The organism is Ornithinibacillus halophilus, from assembly GCF_900129485.1.
GTDB classification, from domain to species: domain Bacteria; phylum Bacillota; class Bacilli; order Bacillales; family Amphibacillaceae; genus Ornithinibacillus; species Ornithinibacillus halophilus.
This window is the reverse complement of the sequence record NZ_FQVW01000006.1, coordinates 69,602-89,745: the sequence shown is the minus strand read 5'-3', so window position 1 is coordinate 89,745 and position 20,144 is coordinate 69,602. Positions and strand designations below refer to the sequence as shown.

Here is a 20,144-nt window from a genome sequence, read left to right as displayed (position 1 = left end):
CACCAATCGGCAAGTCTTCTTTATCGTACGGAGGCGAAGGAAGTCTTGTGCCTGTGCCTGCGGTTACTCGGCACAAAAGCAATGAAGTTTCGCCACGTAGTTTTTTTGCGATTACTCGGCACAAAGGCCAGAGGAGTAATTCTATGTAGTTCCTTCGCTAGTCGCAGGCGCTCGGAGCTAGACATCTCCGAATTTTATTCATTTCTTTGCTATGTAAAAAGGACAACTAAATTGCTGTCCTTTTAATGACTCCCTATGAATACTTCTTCTTGTTGTTCCTTCTGAGCATTTTCTCCATCCAATGACTGTTGGATTACGGACTGGATTCTTTCAGCCAACTCTGCACTTTTTAGTTCTTTATATTCTTCTGGACGAATAGGATTGTGGATAGTAATGTTTATCGTAGAACCTTTCACCCGTCCTCCACCTTCTTCTAACATCTGGTAGGTACCATCAATTGCAACCGGTACAATGGAAACACCAGCTTTAGTAGCTAAACGAAGGCTTCCTGGCTTAAATTCATTTAACGTGCGGCCTCGACTTCTTGTGCCTTCTGGAAAAATAACCATTGAGTGACCATTCTTAAGATTCTCAATCCCTTGGTTGATGGCTTTCATCGATTGTCTACGATCTGCACGATCAATAAATACACAATAAATGATTCCCATCCAAGTCCTTATAATAGGCAACTTGTTAATCTCTTTTTTTGCAATAAAACCAACTGGTCTACCTAGATATCCTAAAAATGCTAGAATATCAAATAGCCCCTGATGATTCGCTACATATAAAACAGCTCCATCAGGCACTTTCTCTTGCCCCGTTACCTCTACCTTTGTTCCAGTACGTTCAATAACCTTTTGTGAAACTCGTTTCGGTGTATTAAAAATTTGTTCCTTTATATCAGCAGTCATTGGTTGATTAGATAGTTTCTTGGCCCTTTGCAAGGAAAACCAACTACCAATTACTAATAACCCAGCATATAAATAAATCCATAATGTAAAAATCATCGAACTCCCCCTATTAGTACAATATAAATTATACCCGTTTATGGGTGATGTTCAAGCAGCAAATGCATCAATTTTATAAATCTAGTCCATAATCTATATGAAGAAATTTTGTAATAAATGTCACACTACTATTCGCTATCCTAACTCATTTCAGATGATTATCATGTGAGATTATTACAAAAGAACCATCTTGTAATCAAAATGTTACTTGTCTTCTTATACAATATATTCTATTTTATATATTAGTCATAGTTTTAGTTAGGACATCAGGAACAATTAAAAATCATGTTTTTTTGGTATTTGTCCATAATAATTGAAGAATGTCCAATAAATGGATTAAATAATGGAATATCCGGTCCTTATGATTATCATTACATGAATATATACTGTCATCATTGGAGGAACTTATTATGTTTTCAACTGCAGAGATAGGAATTGACCTAGGTACTGCGAATATCTTAATATATTCAAAAAATAAAGGAATTGTTTTAAACGAACCATCTGTTGTAGCGATTGATGTGAATACTAAACAGGTTGTTGCTGTTGGTACAGAAGCAAAAGAGATGGTTGGTAAAACACCTCGCAATATCATTCCAATACGTCCATTAAAAGATGGGGTTATTGCCGATTATGATATTACAGCGCAAATGCTTAAAGCATTCTTGAAAAAAGTAAGTAAAAAACAAGGGCTATCCATGAGAAAGCCTAATGTTGTTGTGTGTACACCGACAGGAAGTACATCTGTGGAACGGCGCGCAATTCATAATGCAATTACAAGCTATGGTGCTAAAACTGTTCATCTAATTGAGGAACCTGTTGCTGCCGCTATTGGAGCAGACCTACCAGTTGATGAGCCAATTGCCAATGTCATTGTTGATATCGGCGGAGGAACAGCAGAAATCGGTATTATTTCATTAGGTGGGGTTGTTTCTTCAAGCTCTGTTAGAGTTGGTGGAGACAGAATGGACGATGAAATTATTCAATACATCCGTAAAAAATATAATATTCTTATCGGTGAACGTACTGCTGAAAATATTAAAATGGAAATCGGGTATGCCCATCCAAACCATAAAGGAGAAACAATGGAAATACGTGGACGCGACATGGTTACTGGATTACCAAATACCATTTCGATTTCCTCAAAAGAAGTTTACGAATCATTAAGAGAATCATTGGAACAAATTTTACAAGCTATCCGTGTTACATTAGAAAACTGTCCACCAGAATTAAGTGGAGATATTGTCGACCACGGAATTGTAATTACTGGCGGTGGCTCACTATTACACGGTATGAAAGAATGGTTAGCCCATGAATTATCTGTACCAGTACACCTAGCTCCAAATCCATTAGAATCTGTAGCAATCGGTACTGGAAAAGCTTTAAAAATGATCTCAAAACTAGAAAAAGCAGTGAAGTAAGAGCACGGGCTATTGCCCCTGCTCTTTTTTTATTTGGCTTAGTCTCATCAATTTTTGATATCCTAATGGGTATTGAATTAGTTTATCGATTACCATAGATCCTCTCCCTCAACCTCTTCGGGCATCGAGACGCCTTATCGATTACCATAGATCCTTTCCTTCAACCTCTTCGGGCATCGAGACAGCTTTTCGATTACCAGAGCTCCTTTCCTTCAACCTCTTCGGGCATCGAGACAGCTTATCGATTACCATAGATCCTTTCCTTCAACCTCTTCGGGCATCGAGACACCTTATCGATTACCGTAGCTCCTTTCCTTCAACCTCTTCGGGCATCGAGAAAATCCATCAGTATATTACTTCTATACTGTTTACTTATTTTTCAGAATATATTAAACTAGTATGTAATGAGTCATGTAAAGACGAACGCCACGTCTCTGCCCCATGACCAATCAAATTAGAATCGTACTGCCTATCTTGTTTACAGTCCCAAACCAGGATTGTCCCAACAAGCAAAAAGCCAGTTCAACTTGACTATCAGCTATAGCTACATAGTCTTTTTGAGCTGGCTTTTTTAATACTTTTCTAAAGGAGGAACCCACCCAATAAAATTAATTAAATAAAAGTTGCATTCCGTGGCAACATTACCAACTTATAGAAAGGAGTGAAGCAGTGACAGGAGCGTTAGAAAATATTCGCGTATTGGATTTGTCGAGAGTTTTAGCAGGTCCGTATTGCACGATGATCATGGGTGACCTTGGTGCTGAAGTAATTAAAGTGGAAGCACCTGGAGGCAGTGACGATACGAGAAAATGGGGACCACCTTTTCAAAACGGTGTGAGCGCTTATTACCTCTGTGCCAATCGCAATAAAAAGAGCATTACCGTAAACCTCAAAACAGATGAAGGTATTGAGACGATCAAAGATTTGGTTAAAGAGAGCGACGTAATAGTTCATAATTTCAAAACAGGTTCAATGGAAAAATTCGGGCTAGATTACGAAACACTCTCCAAAATTAATCCGGAACTAGTATACTGTTCCATCACGGGATTTGGAGAGACTGGACCATACAAAGACTATCCGGGATATGATTTTATAATCCAAGCTATGAGTGGATTAATGAGCATTACCGGAACGGAGGAGTCTGGACCACAAAAGCTAGGTGTTGCCATTACCGACATTTTGACAGGTTTGTATGCATGCATTGGCATACAAGGAGCCTTATTAGAACGAACACAATCCGGCAAAGGACAAAAGCTCGATATTTCCCTATATGACTCAGCAGTAAGTGCACTTATTAACATTGGTAGCAATTATTTAATGTCAGAAAAAATTCCAGTGCGCCTTGGTAACCACCATGCAAACATCGTTCCGTACCAAACCTTTCAAACGATGGACGGAGAAATGGTGATTGCCGTTGGAAATGACAATCAATTTAAAGCATTATGTACTATTTTAGGAAAATCCCAATATAGTGAAGATGATAGGTTTAAGACTAATCCCGACCGTGTGACAAATAGAGATATTCTCGTTCCACTTTTACAGGAAGTTTTTACAACAAAAACAACTCAATATTGGCAAGAGAAATGTCAAGAAAATAATATTCCATGTGGACCAATCCAAAATCTAGAAGAAGTAACACAAGACCCACAATTAATCGCCCGGAATATGTTTTTAGAAACCGAACATCCAACTGCAGGATTAATAAAGATGATTGGTAGCCCACTAAAATTTTCGAGAACACCAGTAACATTGAGAAACCACCCACCTGATGTTGGAGAACATAATGATAGCCTATTATCAAATAAAAACAGGAGTTGATACAATTGGATTTTAATTTTTCTGAAGAACAAAAAATGCTGCGAAACACTGTTCGTAGCTTTGTAGATAAAGAGATTATGCCTCAAATTGCAAAATGGGACCGTCAAGGGCAATTCGATCCAGCAATTATCCCTAAACTTGCTGACCTTGGATTAATGGGAGTTTGTATACCAGAAGAATATGGTGGAAGTGGAATGGATTACAACTCTTTAGCAATCGTGTGTGAAGAACTTGAAAGAGGCGATACAGCCTTCCGTACAGCTGTTTCCGTTCATACCGGGCTTAATAGCATGACTTTATTACAATGGGGAACGGAAGAACAAAAGCAAAAATACCTAGTTCCACAAGCCAAAGGTGAAAAAATTGGTGCATTTGGGTTAACCGAGCCAGGCGCTGGTTCTGATGTTGCTTCACTTCAATCAACAGCTGTAAAAGATGGTGACCATTATATCCTTAATGGCCAGAAGACATGGATTTCCTTATGTGACACTGCTGACCATTTTCTAGTTTTTGCCTATACTGATAAATCAAAAAAACACCATGGAATTTCAGCGTTTATCGTGGAACGTACATGGGAGGGATTCTCCTCTAAAGCTATTAAAGGTAAACACGGAATACGCTCTGGTAATACTGGAGAGTTATTTTTCGAGGATGTAAAAGTACCAAAGGAAAATTTACTAGGCGAAGAAGGTGAGGGCTTTAAAATCGCCATGTCAGCCTTAGACAATGGCCGTTTCACCGTTGCTGCCGGGGCTGTAGGACAAATTATGGCTTGCTTAGAAGCAAGTGTGGATTACTGCCATGAACGCGAAACTTTCGGAAAACCAATCGGAAAACACCAGCTCGTACAACAAATGATAGCGAAAATGGAAGCAGGCCTTCAAATGAGTCGACTACTCGTCTATCGTGCTGGTGAATTAAAAAATGAAGGGAAACGAAACACTAGGGAAACCTCTCTAGCAAAATGGCAAGCTTGTGATTTTGCCAATAAAGCAGCAGATGATGCGATGCAAATTCATGGTGCATATGGTTATTCCGATGAATACCCTGTTGAGCGTTACCTTCGTAATTCTAAGGCACCAGTTATTTATGAAGGGACTAGAGAAATTCACACCATTATGCAAGCAGAATATGTACTTGGCTATCGTAAAGACAAACAATTAAATAAAATGTTACCAGCATGGGACACTGAAAAAGAAACTGTTAACTAAAAACTATATACGCACCTGCTAGTTTGCGAGATTATTAGTAGGTGCGATATGCTTACATTAATAAGTTAAAAATTTAATTAGTCAAGGAGGCAATCGGATGATCTCAACGTTAACAAAAAGTATTTTTATTAATGGGGAATGGAGAGAAGTAGACACGAATCAAACAGACACCATCTACAACCCAGCAACACTTGAACCTATTACAGAGGTAGCCCACGGTGGCGCCCAAGAAACTAAGGAAGCAATTGAAGCTGCTGCCAATGCTTTTCCGATGTGGAGTGAAATGACAGGACGCAAGCGTTCTCGCGTTCTTTATAAGGCTTCAGAACTGATGAGAAAAGATGCTGAACGTCTAGGAGAAATTCTTACAATGGAACAAGGAAAACCTTTAAAGGAAGCAATTGGTGAAGTAAAGGGTGCTGCAGGTTTCTTATTATGGTATGCAGAAGAAGCCTCTCGTGGATACGGGGAATGGATTCCATCCTCCATCAAATCTAAGCGTATGCTCGTTATTCCAAAACCAGTTGGAGTTGTCGGTGCTATCACTCCATGGAACTTCCCATCATCTATGATTACTCGAAAACTAGGACCAGCGCTTGCAGCTGGATGTACAGTTGTACTAAAACCATCACCTGAAACACCATTATCAGCCATTGAGATAATGAAAATCTTTGAAAAGGCTGGCATGCCTGCTGGAGTCGTAAACCTTGTCACCGGTGATGCAGAAGCAATAGGAAAAGAAATGCTAGGAAATAAAGAGGTAAAAGCTATCACTTTCACAGGCTCAACGGCTGTTGGAAAATACTTAATGCGCGAAAGTGCTGACCATGTGAAGAAAGTAGCACTTGAACTAGGTGGGCACGCTCCCATCATTGCTTTTGAGGATGCTGATTTAGAGAAAGCAACAACACTAGCCCTTGGAAGTAAGTTTAGAAACAATGGGCAAACATGCATCTGTGCTAATCGTCTATACGTTCATGAATCAATTGCAGATGAATTTACGACATTATTAAAAGAAAAAGTGGAAAAGCTTAAAGTTGGTTCTGGTCTTGAGAAAGATACTGATCTCGGCCCATTGATCAATGAACAAGCTACGAATAAAGTTCAATCTCACCTAGATGATGCCTTATCAAAAGGGGCCAACATTGTATGTGGTGGACAAAAATGGGATGGGGATTTACAAGGACATTTTTATCCTCCAACCATCATATCCAATGTAACTGATGATATGGTTGTTATGAATCAAGAAACTTTTGGACCACTATTCCCTATTCAAACATTTACTGATGAAGATGCTGTTATTAAAAAAGCTAATGATACCGATTATGGTTTAGCTGCTTATATCTTCACTGAAAACACGAGTCGTACATTGCGGGTTGCTGAAAAATTAGACTACGGAATTGTCGGAGTTAATGATGTGTTCCCTGCCGTACCAGAAGCACCATTTGGTGGCATTAAACAATCTGGGAACGGAAAAGAAGGCGGCCATCATGGAATGGATGAGTTCTTAGAAAAGAAATTTGTGTCAATTGGAATAGAATAATTTGAAAAGAGGAACCGCCCAATTTAGTGACGGTTCCTCTTTTGGTTTTATTAGGTGATAGGACATTTATTCCGTTATAATCTAGAAATCTTCATTCTAGCAACATAATCGGACAAATAGTACGCTATTCACCTATTTTAGTAGAGGTATTAATAGATTTCAGATGAATAAAGGAACAGAAGTCCATAAGAACTCAAAACCAGGCTTTTTATCAAAAATAAAGGAAGAAATGTCCTCCCCCACACCTGCAAACATCTAATATTACCTCTCTCTCATCTCATACTGCTTATACAAATCCTTTAATGCAGACACTAAAGCATTTCCTGCTTTCCCTAAGTAATGCTGTTTTAATGCTTGTACTGGCTGTTCAATCCCATCTTGCAAACTATGTCCCCGTAGTAACTGGTGAATGTAATCTCGTCCATGTTCAGTTGCAAGTGTACAACTAGCTGTAATAATAACGCCATACTTTTTATCGATTTCTGCAGTAATCGTTAGAGTTTCATAAATGCTTTTGGCTGCCATCCCTGAAGGAAGTCTCGCATGCCCTGCTATAAATACTGTATTCATTATGTATCGATCCTTTCTTAATTAAATAATTCTCCCACGCTTCCCTCTATAAGTTTGGCTTACTGTAAGAATCGTGAATCTCTTTAAAGCCCAGTTTGCTAGATATCTCAAATGCAGTATTTAGCGTCTCTTTTTTGATTTTTTGTAAGTTATTTCCTGTGAAATAATGGGATAATCCACTTACCGTTAACGCTCCAACTACATGTTGGTGGAAATCAAAAATAGGATAAGAGATTCCTGTTGTATCAGGGTCCTGTTCACCAATACTATACGCATAACCCTGTTCTCTAATCGTACATAATTCATCATATAATTTCAGATAATCGACACCTTCACCAATAACTTGAGCTTGTTCTTCTTCAGGTAAATGAGCCAGTAGTAACTTTGGACCCGATCCTATTAACAAAGAAGAACTTTTCCCAATTCTAGTATCTAATCGAATCGCTTTCTTGCTATCTACTTTTTCAATATAGACGGCCATCTGTTGGTGAGGAATGACTAAGTGAACAGCCTCCTGTATTTCGTTTGCTAAAGATTCCATATACGGAAGGGCAATTTTACGTAACTCCAGTTGGTCACGAACCAACTGACCTAATTCTAGTAATTTAATTCCTAAACGGTAACGACTATCATGTTCACTTTCTTTTATTTTATATAAAAAATTCATTGATTCTAATGAAGACAATAATCGATATGCTGTTGGTTTCGGTAAATCTGCCTTTCTTGCAATCTCTTTTAATGTTAGTTCCTTTGTGTTTTCTGTAAATAAGTCTAATAACTTCAGTGCTTTAATTACACTTTGGTTCATATAGATTCCCCTTGGACCCATTATAATAAGAGATGAGGCTGCCTACTAAAAGACAACCTCATAACAGCTATACCTTCTCATGTGTTGCTTCTTGGTGGATGGATTCTTTAATAATGACATCTCTTTTTGCCATTTCCGAAATATATAATTCTCCAGGAACGATTTTTTCAGGAGGATATACTCCTTTTTTCTTGATTGATTTATTACCAATCATTTGTGCAACAACAGAAATGGTATTTGCTGTTGCGCGTGCCATCGCTGTTACATTCGTCGTACGGTCCTTATAGGTTGTCATTTCGTATTGATAAGTTGTTGGAACGCCATCCTTCTCTCCTGTTACAAGTACTCTTAGTAGTACAGCATCATCTTTTTCCCCTAATTCAACAATTGGATCTAATACTTTCAAGAAAACATCTCTTGGTTTAACTTTTTGACCGTTCACTTCTACTTCATAATCCATCTTTGTTAAATTTAAATCAACGAGTAACTTGAACTTCTCGGCGTGGCCTGGATAGCGAATAGTTTTGTATTCTAAAGTATCTACATCCGGATAAGACAACGGCAATGTCGACGTTCCTCCAGAAGTATGGAAGGCCTCTAATGGACCAAATTTTTCAAAATGAATTGGTTCCACTTCCGATAGCGATGGTACATCAATTTTAATTCCGTTTCGAATGATAGTCGATGGGTCTGTATAATGGTCAAACACACCTTCCATCGAAAAGACATGATTGTATTCTAGTGGAGGTTCTGGCCTAACCGGAATTCCCCCAACAAAAATGCGAATCGATTCTAATTTATCTAACTTACTATCTCCATAACCTGATAAAATATTAATCATTCCCGGTGCAACACCTAAATCAGGGATTAAGGTTACATCAGCTGCTTCAGCATCTTCCTTCATAGCCAAAACCTTATCTGTCATATGCCCGATATGGCCTCCAAGGTCAACGGAATTCACTCCAACTTGAATAGCCGTCTTTGCTACAATTTCATTAAATGAATAAAATAACGCATTGATAATCACATCAAATTGACGCATATAATTTGCTAGTTGTTGATTATCACTAGCGTCTACTTGGTAAGCCACTAGTTTATTAGAATGCAAACTATCACATACTTGTTGTGCCCTATTCAAATCAATATCTGCTAATCCAACCTTTTCCACACCTGGACTTGCAACTAAGTCACGAGCCGCTTCTTTTCCCATCAATCCTGAACCTAATACGCCTACTTTCATCTCTGTCACTCCAATCTACTAATTTTTATCAGAATAAAGGCAGCCTCAAATCCAGCTGCCTGTTCAGTTTCTTTAATCTACATCAATCTGTGCACGTTGTAACTTTCCACTAAAATCAACATAGACTGCTTTCCACTCTGTAAATACATCGAGTGCTTGAACACCAGAATCACGATGTCCATTTCCAGTTCCTTTTGACCCTCCAAATGGAAGATGAATCTCTGCACCTGTTGTACCGGCATTTACATAAACAATTCCAGTATCTAGATCACGCTGTGCCTTAAACACGCGATTTACATCTGCCGTAAAAATAGAACTGGACAAACCATAAGTTACCCCATTATTCACCTCAATTGCTTCTTCAAAGCTCTTAACAGGAATTAAGGAAACCACTGGACCAAAAATTTCTTCTTGAGCAATACGCATAGTTGCTGTTGCATCTGTAAACAATGTTGGCGCAAAATAATGCCCTTTTCCTAAATCAGCTTCTGTTAACTCATAACCACCAGCAAGGAGTTTAGCTCCTTCTTCTTTTCCAATCTCAATATACTTTTTAATCTTATCTAAACCAGCTTTATTAATAATAGGACCTACTTTAATCGATTCATCCAGACCATTACCAATCGTTAATTTTTCCATTTCGACTAGTAATCTCTCTTCTAATTTTTCCTTAACGTCCTCATGAACGATGACACGGCTACATGCCGTACAACGCTGTCCACTCGTTCCAAAAGCACTCCACAGAATGCCTTCTACAGCTAAATCAAGGTCTGCATCATCCATCACTATTACTGCATTTTTTCCGCCCATCTCTAAGGATACCTTTTTCAACTGACGCCCACATTCTCCAGCAATATTACGGCCAGTTTCATTGGATCCAGTAAAAGAAATGACGCGAATATCATCATGATGTACCATCGCATCGCCTACTGTTGATCCTTTTCCAAACACAACATTAATAACTCCTTTAGGTAGGCCTGCTTCAGAGAATATTTTCGCTAATTCATAAGCCATGATTGGTGTTTCTGTTGCAGGCTTCCAAATAACAGCATTACCAGCGACAATAGCCGGGAAAGATTTCCACGTAGCAATAGCAATCGGAAAATTCCATGGAGTAATAATTCCAACAACGCCAATTGGTGCCCGAACACTCATCGCAAATTTATCCTTTAATTCTGCTGGAGTCGTTTGACCAAACAAACGACGACCTTCCCCTGCCATATAGAAGGCCATGTCAATTCCTTCTTGAACTTCTCCTCTTGCTTCTTCAATGACTTTCCCATTTTCCATTGTTAGTAATTGAGATAATTTTTCTTTTCTTTCTTTCATTAAATTTCCAACACGATATAATACTTCTGCACGTTGTGGCGCAGGAATTAATGCCCATTCTTTTTGAGCTACTTTAGCAGCTTTTACTGCCTCATCAACACTTGCGGATTCTGATAGTGGCACTTCAACGACAGTTTCTCCATTCGCCGGATTAATAACTGGTGTTGTATTTTCACAATTCACCCACTCACCATTAATAAAGTTTGCTAGTTTTTTCGTATCTAGAACTGTTTCAACCATCTTTCTACCTCCTAAAAATATATAGTAGTGAGGAAAACCTCACTTTTTCTTACGATTTCTTATCTCTGTAATCGTTGATGATACCGAGATCTGCTCTTTCTCTATTTGAATCTCAATAACAGTTGGTTTGTTGTTTTTTAAAGCATCAATTAAAGCCATCTCAAATTCAGGAATGGTTTGTACGGAATACCCTTTAGCCCCAACACTTCTCGCTAATTGCGCAAAATCCACTCTTCCAAGGTCTGTACCTACTACTCTTTCTGGATAATGAATTTCCTGGTGCATTCGGATCGTTCCATACATGTTATTGTTGAAAACAAGGGCAATAATTGGAATCGATTGCCTCACTGCTGTTTCTAATTCTTGGACTGTCATCATGAAGCCACCATCCCCCGATAAGGAAAGAACTGTTTTCTCCGGTTGAGCCAATTTCACTCCAAGTGCTGCAGGCATTCCATATCCCATCGCTCCTGATGTAGGTCCTACATATGTATGTTTCTCTGTAAAAGGATAGAAGGAGTGCAGCCAACCTGCAAAATTACCAGCATCATTAGTTAAAATTGCATCTCTTGGAATATGCTCAACTAACGTTTGAATGACTTGTTTCATAAAGTCACTTTCTTCCCTTGAACGCTCTAGTATTCCTTTATAAGGCAAATGACATTTCCCAGCCCATTCCATCCATGAAGGTTTTACTTCCAACTTGTTTAATGATTGCAATGCTTCATACATGTGACTAACAATCCCAATCTCAGGTGCGTAAGTTTTACCAATCGTGTCGTAATCAATGTCGATATGAACGAGTCGCTTATCAGTTGTAATTAGTTGATAATCCTGCGTAGTAACTTCAGATAAACGCGTTCCTAATGCCAGAATGACATCTGCTTCTTTAACTATATTTAGAATGTCGGCATTCGTACCTAACCCAAGGTGGCCGGCATACAAGGGATGGTCATTTGGAAAAACGTCATGTCTACGAAATGCTGCCATAACTGGAATCGTGTATCTCTCTGAAAAGCTAACTAATAGTTCTTCTGCTTCTGCCCACTTCACTCCGCCACCAGCGATAATAAGTGGTGCTTTGGCTTGAGCAAGCAATTTTTCTACCTGTCTCATTTCTTCAATCGATGGGGTTGGCCTCGGAATGATAGATGGTGTTCCAAACATCATTTCTTTTTCTTCTACAAGTACATCTTCGGGTAAGGAAACAATTACTGGGCCTGGTCTTCCTGATTTTGCAATGCGGAAAGCACGTTGGACGATTTCTGGCATTCTTTCAGCATCTTTCACTTCCACAGCCCATTTTGATATTGGTTGGAAAAATTGCTCTAAATCTACTTCCTGAAACCCTTCCCTTCCCCTAAATTTACTGTGAACCTGGCCAAGAAAAACGACCATTGGTGTAGAATCTTGATAGGCTGTATGAACTCCAATCGATAAATTGGCAGCTCCGACACCACGTGTTGCTAAAACAACCCCAGGTTTAAGCGAAGCCTTAGCATAGCCTTCTGCCATAAAGGCAGCACCACCCTCATGCCGTGTCGAAACAACGTCAATGGTGGATTCTTCATACAGTGCATCTAGTACGGGCAAATAGCTCTCCCCTGGCACACAAAACGCTTTGGTAATTTGTTCGCGTTTCATACATTCTACAATTGCTTGAGCAGCTGTCATCGTTTGTTTCTTAGTAGATGTTAACTGGGATTTCACTGGTTCTTACCCTCCTGATTGGTAAACTTTTTCAATCGTTTAATAACCTCATCTATCCGCTCTAAAGTAACCGATAGTGATATTCGAATATATCCTTCTCCTAATGGACCAAAGGCAGTTCCAGGTGTAACAATCACCCCTACTTCCTCTAATAGCTTCGTACTAAATTCCATAGAATTGTACTTATCAGGGACTTTTGCCCATAGAAAAATTGTTCCTCTTGGCTTATTCACTTTCAATCCTAAATTGACTAATGCTTCATACAACTTTTCCATTCGTTGTTCGAAAACTTTATTATTTTCTTGCACACCTTGAAGGTCACTATTTAATGCTGTAGCTGCCGCTTTTTGTATTGGTATAAATTGTGATGTATCCATATTGCTCTTCAGTGTTGACAGTGCTTTAATGACTTCCTTATTTCCTACAACATAACCGATACGCCAACCAGTCATGTTAAAACTTTTCGATAAAGAGCCAAATTCAATAACACAATCCTTTGCATTAGGAATTTGAAGCACACTTGGTGCACGATATTCATTGAACGTGACAAGGTTGTATGCTGCATCATGAGCAAGTAGAATATTATTATTTCGACAAAATGTAACCGTTTTCAAAAATGTGTTTAATTCAACTGTAGCTGAGGTTGGATTACTAGGATAATTTAAAAATAGCATTTTAGCTTTTGAAATGTCGTCGTTGGATAGTTGGTCGAATCTTGGTACATAACCATTCTCTTGGTCCAATGGCAAGTAAGCTACTTTACCATCAGCAAGTTGTACGGCTGTTCGATATACTGGGTAGCCTGGATCTGGGATAAGAACTGTGTCATTTGTGTTAATAACAGCGTGGACTAAGTTGGCAATTCCTTCTTTTGATCCGATTAAGGTGAGTATTTCTGTGTCGGGATCTAAATCAACACTAAAACGAGTTTTATAGTGTTCTGCTACACTCTGTCTAAACTCTGGTATTCCATTGTAGGATGAGTAACGATGGTTTATCGGTTTATTTGCCTCTTCCACCAGTTTGTCAATGACGAACTTTGGTGTTGGTAAATCAGGAGCACCGATTCCCAGGTCAATTACATCTACTCCTTCTGACTGCAATTGCTCCTTTTTTCTTTGAAATTCAGAAAAAAGATAAGGCGGTAAATCCTTCACCTTATTCGAGACGTGCATGGCATCATCCTCCATTTCAATATATGAAACGCCATTTCATATATCTATCATCAGTATAGATTAGTATTTTTATTTTTTCAATAATTATAATTAAACTGAATATATTTTACTATGGGAAGCTTCGTGTTACTATTGTAAATGTATTATTTAAACTTAAGATTTATACTTATTGGAATCTACAAGTAAAAGCGAAGTGTATTTCCTGCGCTTTGATAGAAAAATACTCAGTATCGCCTTCTCTATATTATTTCTAGTTTTTCAATACAACTGTTAGAAAGGATTGTTACTTATGGACATTGGGTTTAACTATGCACAAGAGCTTGATCAAAACGATACTTTACATACGTTTCGCAATGAATTTTATGTATCAGACAAGTCGATTTACTTTGATGGCAATTCGTTAGGGTTATTATCGAAAAGAGCTGAAAAAACAGTCTTTGAGCTGCTTGACTCTTGGAAGCAACACGGCATTGATGGGTGGACAGAAGGAAAGCACCCTTGGTTTTATCTATCCGAGAAACTAGGTGCTTTATCTGCACCATTAGTTGGAGTAGATGCTGAAGAGGTAATCATCACAGGTTCAACCACAACAAATTTACACCAGCTGGTATCCAGCTTTTTTCATCCAACAGAATACAAGTCAAAAATTCTTGCTGATGAACTAAACTTCCCTTCTGACATTTATGCATTAAAAAGCCAGCTTCAATTAAAAGGATTAAATCCAAATACTCATCTTGTTCAAGTATCAAGTAATGACGGTCACACGTTAGATACAGATACGATAATTAAAGCTATGAATGAAGATATTGCATTGATCGTTTTACCAAGCGTTCTATATCGAAGTGGCCAAATTTTAGATATAGAAACACTTACCAAAGAAGCCCATAAACGAAATATCCTAATTGGCTTTGATTTATGCCATTCTTTTGGAGCAATACCTCACCAATTATCAGAGTGGGATGTCGATTTCGCATTTTGGTGTACATATAAGCATACAAATGGTGGACCTGGCAGTGTTGGTGGCCTGTATGTGAATAAAAAGCATTTTGGCACTCCCCCTGGACTAGCAGGTTGGTTTAGCTCAAAGAAAGAAAAGCAATTCGACATGGAACATACTTTAACAGCAGCAACAAACGCAGGAGCATTCCAAATTGGGACACCACATGTTTTAAGTGCTGCCCCTTTAATCGGTTCTCTTCAAATGTTTGAAGAAGCTGGCATCCACAATATTAGAAAAAAATCGCTTCAATTGACTAACTATCTTATGAAGTTAATTGAGTTGGAATTAGGAGATTTCAATTTTGTAATTGCGAATCCTAGAGACGAAAAAGAACGTGGTGGGCATGTGTTTTTAGAACATCCAGAGGCTGCCCGTATTTGTAAAGCATTGAAAGCAGAAGGAGTTATTCCAGATTTTCGTCAACCAAATGGAATTCGATTAGCACCCGTTGCTCTATACAATACTTTTTCAGAGGTCTACCAGGCAGTACAAATCCTCAAAAAAATAATGACAAAAGAAACCTATAAAGACTATAAAAATGAGCGAGGTGTCATTGCATAATGTCCAAATGGATTGATATTTCTCAACCATTAACCAATGATTTAGCCCAGTTTCCAGGGGATACACCGTTTAATTTTTCACTTACTTACACGAAAGAAGAAACTGGATCCGTTAATATCGGTCAAATGACTACTAGCCTTCATGGGGGAACACATGTGGATGCCCCTTTCCATTATGATTCAAACGGGCAAACGATGGAAAAAGTAGATTTAGATATTTATATTGGAAAAGCATTAGTCGTTGATGTGAGTGATACGGATTCGATTCTCCCAGAAATGTTGGCAACTATTGATAACGTGGAAAGAGTTTTACTTCGTACGTCTCTACCAAATAATCCGAAGCGTTTTCCAGAGGCCATTCCTAATCTCAACCCGGCCGTTGCTCCTTTATTAAAAGAAAAAGGGGTTAAATTGTTAGGTGTTGATATGCCATCTGTTGACGCACCAGATAGTAAAGACTTACCAACCCATCACGCACTATATGAACAGGGAATCTATATTTTAGAGAATCTTATGTTGGATCATGTAAAACCAGGTCTTTATGAATTAATTGCATTGCCACTCGCTATCGAAGGCGCGGATGGCAGTCCGGTAAGGGCCGTACTTAAGCCATTAGCTGAGGAGGAATAATTGATGACATCCAGTAATGATAAGACCTTTCAATCAGAAAAAGGAATTCATACTGATTTTCTTGAAAAGATGACCTATGGGGATTATTTAGGGTTAGATACTTTATTAAATAGCCAAAAACGGCTTTCTAACCATCATGATGAAATGCTTTTCATTATTATTCATCAGGTTAGTGAACTTTGGTTGAAATTAATTATTCATGAAACAAAAGCTGCAACACAAGCGATTCAATCTAGGGATTTTCAGGCTTCCTTTAAAATGTTAGCTCGTGTCTCAAAGATACAATCACAAATCATTCAAGCCTGGGATGTCCTATCAACGTTAACACCAGCTGAGTATATGGAATTTCGGGATAAACTAGGAAATGCTTCCGGTTTCCAATCCTACCAATATCGGTTAGTGGAATTTGTGTTAGGATATAAAACTCCACATATTTTGAAAATCTATGAAAAAAATCCTGAACTTCATCAAATATTAAAAGAAGCCTATCACGCACCTGGTCTTTATGATGTATCCATTCAAGCCCTAGCTCGCGAAGGGTTCCAAATTAATAAAGATATTTTAGAACGCGATTTTTCTAAAACCTATCAAAAGGATGAAAGTGTTGAAAGGGCATGGCAGGAAGTCTATAAAAACGTCAATGACTACTGGGACTTATACCAACTCGCTGAAAAGTTAGTCGATATTGAGGACTGGTTCCAACAATGGAGATTCCGTCATATGAAAACAGTTGAACGTATTATTGGGCATAAAAAAGGAACAGGTGGGTCTTCAGGTGTGAACTATTTGAAAAAAGTACTAGATCACTATTTCTTCCCTGAACTTTGGGAAATACGCTCGACACTGTAAAAAAGGCTAAACCCGGCATACCTAAGTATGCCGGGTTTGGTTAACTATCTTCATCTACTCTAAAGACTACTGTAAATTTATCTTCATCTAATAAATCCGTAACATGGACTCTCACACCATGACCAAAAATAACTTCATCCACTGTCATTGCTACAATCATTGCTTTCGTTTTCTGTTGGACGTCCATATAAATATCGCCAACCATTGGACTAATGCTATCATCACTTTCAGCCAAGTAGGAAATGGATTCATCTTCTAATTGCTGTGATTCCGGTACTAAGCTCTTGTCATAATACGCAATCTCTTGACTAGCATCCGAACGACCACGAATCATCACAACATACTCATGGTGTTTGACACCATTATCCCTTGTTGTTACCACATTTCCATCTTCCACACTTTCTACTTTTTCAATCGCATTTAATGAATAATGATCTAAAAAGTCTGGAGCAGGTTTTGTAATTAAAATATAATTGCCTGGTTCTGGTCTCTTATTTTCATCAATCGTATAACGTTTTCCATAAAAAATAAATGTATCATTATGCTTTGGTTTATACAGCTGGATTTCACTAGCTTTTGTCAGCACTTGTTTCATATCTTTTAAACGGTACAGATGAACCGACTTCTTAAACATAGGCTTTACTGAATAAACCTGATGGAGTTCATTTTCGAAAAATACAAACTGACCTTTTCTTACTTGAAAAAGCTTCATATATTATCCTCCTATATGTATTTCGTATTTATTTTGCATAAATATCGTTATAAGTATTCTTATATTTCCTTATCTACGCTCATTTAGTCATAAAAATCATGATTAATAATCTTGAACATATTATTTTAAAACTAGTTCCTCTTCGGTAAATGAATATTAACAGCAATGATTCCAACAGCAACAAGTACTAATGCACCAATGATATTCATCGTTAAATACTCTCCTGGAATCAACCATGCTGACAGGATTGCACCTGAAACTGGAGTCACGAATTTAAACATGCTAATTACACCAGCTTTGTAATATTTTAATATAGAATACCATAAAGCAAAAGCTACAGATGATACAAGAGCAGAATAAATTAATAACCCCCAACCAAACGGTGTAAATGTAATCGCATTTTCCTGCATCTGTGGAACACCAATTAGCAACATAAGGGCTGAACCTATTGTTAATTGCCACCCTGTTAATGCAAATGGATGTATCCCAACAGCTAGTTCTTTTGCCATAATCGTTCCAATTGCTCCCGTTAATGCTGCAAGAATCATATACCCTTCGCCGGTAAACTGAAAGGTCATCTCAAACTCCTGCCCCCAATTAGCAACGATGATTCCTGTAAAACCTGCTACTAATCCAATTGTCTTTCCTAAATTTAACCGATCATCTTTATAGAAAAAATGAGCAATTATAATGGTAAAAAACGTGCCACTTGATACAATAATTGCACCTTGCATTCCCGACGTATTTGCCAAACCATTATAGAAGAAAAAGTATTGCAATGCTGTTTGGACTAAACCAAAGATAGTAAGAAAAAGTAACTGTCTTTTAGTCACCTTTAATGCACTTCTCTTAATGACCAACATACTAATTAATAAAATTAACCCCGCCATTAAAAAACGCATACCAGCAAAAACAATTTTTGCCATCACATCATCTGCAGCCATTTGCATTTCTTCATAACTTAATTTTAAAACGGGAAAAGCACTTCCCCATAAAATCGAGCAAAAGATTGCAATGCTTATAACGACCCATTTTTTCATTAACCAATCTTTCAAACCTTGTACATCTCCTGTCTTACTTCACATTATTGTCCATATGAACAAAAGGTAAATCTGTATTAACTTGACCAAGAATTCGTTTTGTTTTAAAGTTTTCACCAGCTAGCCATGCATCAAAATCAAAGACTACTGGTTCTCGGTCCCCACCAAGTGCAAACCAGGCTTTTCTTTCTTTAGGAAAATAGGCAGAGGTGTGAATGGTACCAGACCAGTTTTTGTATTGGTCAGAGAAAATTCCTTTATCCGAATCATTTAACATTCGAAATGCTTGGTAACCATCACTTACATCTTGTTGCCTCAATTCCATTGCTTCCATGCGTTTGTAAGAATCATCTAAATGATGGCGATTTTCATCTTTTAACAATTCAAAGTGATTCGTACACATATTGGATTGCCTTAATTCGAATCCTCTAGGTGTTGCCTCTACAATATAAGTTTCCCCACTTTGATCTAAAACAATATAACTGAACGAATGACGATGTGGTATTTCCTTTAATAACGTAACAGCTTCATGGACATCTTTACACGTCTCAAGGACCATTCTCCCAATCATGTTACAAATAAAGCCATCACCCGGCTTTTTTCGATGCATGAAGTTATATCCCATCGCTAAACCTTTTTCATTCATGCCGTCCATTCTTCCTGTAATCCTTTGTGAAGGACCGATAACACTGTAACCTTGATCCGTCGGTTGGAATACAGTATACCTTCCCTCGTATGTCTTCGGATGATAATCATAATTCCGTATCATGTAATCCTCACTTGTAAAAATGGAACATCCACTTCGCTGGTACGCAAGTCGATACCCACCAAACTCTTGAAGAACATTATTCATATCCCATTTAAGCGCATCTTGTAGACCTAATAATTCTTCCCAAATTGCTGGTGCTATTGGGGTAATGGCATTCTTCACTTCGTTTTCGTCAATTGTAAATCGAGGCTTTCTAATTTTCCACTGTTTTTTGCGGTTCTCGATAGTTAAGGAATCCTTTAACAACTCTCCTTGCTTATACCCAAAATCATAATGTGTGCCTCTGAACTGTATAATATCACTATAAATCTGTTTCATTCTCCACCCGTCCTCCAATGCTATGAGTACCCCTAGTGTAACGAATCATGTCTTAATTTAAAATTAAACAGACTTAATTGGAGTTTTAGATTTGCCCAATTTTATCGATTACCTTTCAACCCTTCTTTCACTTCAAAAGGGCACCGAGGTCATTTAACTTAGGACATGAGGTACGTTATTTAATAGATTTTGCATGA

Annotated in this window: 17 protein-coding genes; 7 read left to right on the top strand and 10 right to left on the bottom strand. The window is 38.1% G+C overall.

From position 1 onward, the window contains the following. Positions 1–242: 242 nt before the first annotated feature. Positions 243–1,007 carry a lysophospholipid acyltransferase family protein gene (locus tag BUB12_RS04930; RefSeq protein ID WP_072888648.1) on the bottom strand — a complete coding sequence of 255 codons (765 nt, stop codon included), beginning with the start codon at positions 1,005–1,007 and terminating at the stop codon, positions 243–245. A gap of 410 nt (positions 1,008–1,417) precedes the next feature. Between BUB12_RS04930 and mreBH the strand changes: the two genes are divergently transcribed. The 4 genes from mreBH (at position 1,418) to BUB12_RS04910 (ending at position 6,997) form a co-directional block, all read left to right on the top strand. Then, positions 1,418–2,425 (top strand): rod-share determining protein MreBH, encoded by a 1,008-nt coding sequence (gene mreBH / locus BUB12_RS04925; RefSeq protein ID WP_072888646.1) that lies wholly within the window; start codon positions 1,418–1,420, stop codon positions 2,423–2,425. Between the two features lie 669 nt (positions 2,426–3,094). Then, positions 3,095–4,243 (top strand): CaiB/BaiF CoA transferase family protein, encoded by a 1,149-nt coding sequence (locus tag BUB12_RS04920; RefSeq protein ID WP_072888645.1) that lies wholly within the window; start codon positions 3,095–3,097, stop codon positions 4,241–4,243. Between the two features lie 5 nt (positions 4,244–4,248). Further along, positions 4,249–5,454 (top strand): acyl-CoA dehydrogenase family protein, encoded by a 1,206-nt coding sequence (locus BUB12_RS04915; protein WP_072888643.1) that lies wholly within the window; start codon positions 4,249–4,251, stop codon positions 5,452–5,454. A 97-nt stretch (positions 5,455–5,551) separates the two neighbouring features. After that, positions 5,552–6,997, top strand: coding sequence for an NAD-dependent succinate-semialdehyde dehydrogenase (locus BUB12_RS04910; protein ID WP_072888641.1), 1,446 nt, complete (start codon positions 5,552–5,554; stop codon positions 6,995–6,997). A 261-nt stretch (positions 6,998–7,258) separates the two neighbouring features. Here the strand turns inward: BUB12_RS04910 and BUB12_RS04905 are convergent, their stop codons facing one another. From BUB12_RS04905 to BUB12_RS04880, 6 genes are all read right to left on the bottom strand, one after another. Beyond that, on the bottom strand, positions 7,259–7,567 hold the full coding sequence (locus tag BUB12_RS04905; protein WP_072888639.1) for a DUF3870 domain-containing protein: 309 nt from the start codon (positions 7,565–7,567) through the stop codon (positions 7,259–7,261). A gap of 46 nt (positions 7,568–7,613) precedes the next feature. Next, on the bottom strand, positions 7,614–8,375 hold the full coding sequence (locus tag BUB12_RS04900) for an IclR family transcriptional regulator (protein WP_072888637.1): 762 nt from the start codon (positions 8,373–8,375) through the stop codon (positions 7,614–7,616). 67 nt (positions 8,376–8,442) lie between these two features. Then, positions 8,443–9,615, bottom strand: coding sequence for a saccharopine dehydrogenase family protein (locus BUB12_RS04895; RefSeq protein ID WP_072888635.1), 1,173 nt, complete (start codon positions 9,613–9,615; stop codon positions 8,443–8,445). A gap of 72 nt (positions 9,616–9,687) precedes the next feature. Continuing rightward, positions 9,688–11,184, bottom strand: coding sequence for an aldehyde dehydrogenase family protein (locus BUB12_RS04890; RefSeq protein WP_072888633.1), 1,497 nt, complete (start codon positions 11,182–11,184; stop codon positions 9,688–9,690). Between the two features lie 39 nt (positions 11,185–11,223). Then, positions 11,224–12,858 (bottom strand): thiamine pyrophosphate-dependent enzyme, encoded by a 1,635-nt coding sequence (locus BUB12_RS04885; protein ID WP_072888659.1) that lies wholly within the window; start codon positions 12,856–12,858, stop codon positions 11,224–11,226. 32 nt (positions 12,859–12,890) lie between these two features. Beyond that, the gene (locus BUB12_RS04880; RefSeq protein WP_072888631.1) at positions 12,891–14,069 is read right to left on the bottom strand and encodes an LL-diaminopimelate aminotransferase; all 1,179 of its coding nucleotides are present in this window, start codon (positions 14,067–14,069) and stop codon (positions 12,891–12,893) included. A gap of 289 nt (positions 14,070–14,358) precedes the next feature. On the opposite strand from BUB12_RS04880, the gene kynU reads away from it, so the two are divergent. From kynU to kynA, 3 genes are read left to right on the top strand one after another with little or no spacing between them, the layout of a single operon-like run. Next, positions 14,359–15,630, top strand: a complete 1,272-nt coding sequence (gene kynU, locus BUB12_RS04875) for a kynureninase (RefSeq protein WP_072888630.1) — start codon at positions 14,359–14,361, stop codon at positions 15,628–15,630. Continuing rightward, positions 15,630–16,259 (top strand): arylformamidase, encoded by a 630-nt coding sequence (kynB, locus tag BUB12_RS04870; RefSeq protein WP_072888628.1) that lies wholly within the window; start codon positions 15,630–15,632, stop codon positions 16,257–16,259. Before kynU ends, kynB begins: the two co-directional genes overlap by 1 nt. A gap of 3 nt (positions 16,260–16,262) precedes the next feature. Beyond that, positions 16,263–17,108 (top strand): tryptophan 2,3-dioxygenase, encoded by an 846-nt coding sequence (gene kynA / locus BUB12_RS04865; RefSeq protein ID WP_072888627.1) that lies wholly within the window; start codon positions 16,263–16,265, stop codon positions 17,106–17,108. Positions 17,109–17,148: 40 nt separating this feature from the next. On the opposite strand, the gene BUB12_RS04860 is transcribed toward kynA, so the two are convergent. The 3 genes from BUB12_RS04860 to BUB12_RS04850 all read right to left on the bottom strand — a co-directional run bounded on the left by BUB12_RS04860 (position 17,149) and on the right by BUB12_RS04850 (position 19,947). Beyond that, entirely contained in the window at positions 17,149–17,820 is a 672-nt protein-coding gene (locus BUB12_RS04860) for a hypothetical protein (protein WP_072888626.1), read from the bottom strand. Positions 17,821–17,951: 131 nt separating this feature from the next. Continuing rightward, on the bottom strand, positions 17,952–18,875 hold the full coding sequence (locus tag BUB12_RS04855) for a DMT family transporter (protein ID WP_234982574.1): 924 nt from the start codon (positions 18,873–18,875) through the stop codon (positions 17,952–17,954). A gap of 19 nt (positions 18,876–18,894) precedes the next feature. Then, positions 18,895–19,947 (bottom strand): C45 family autoproteolytic acyltransferase/hydrolase, encoded by a 1,053-nt coding sequence (locus BUB12_RS04850; protein WP_072888624.1) that lies wholly within the window; start codon positions 19,945–19,947, stop codon positions 18,895–18,897. Positions 19,948–20,144: the final 197 nt, after the last annotated feature.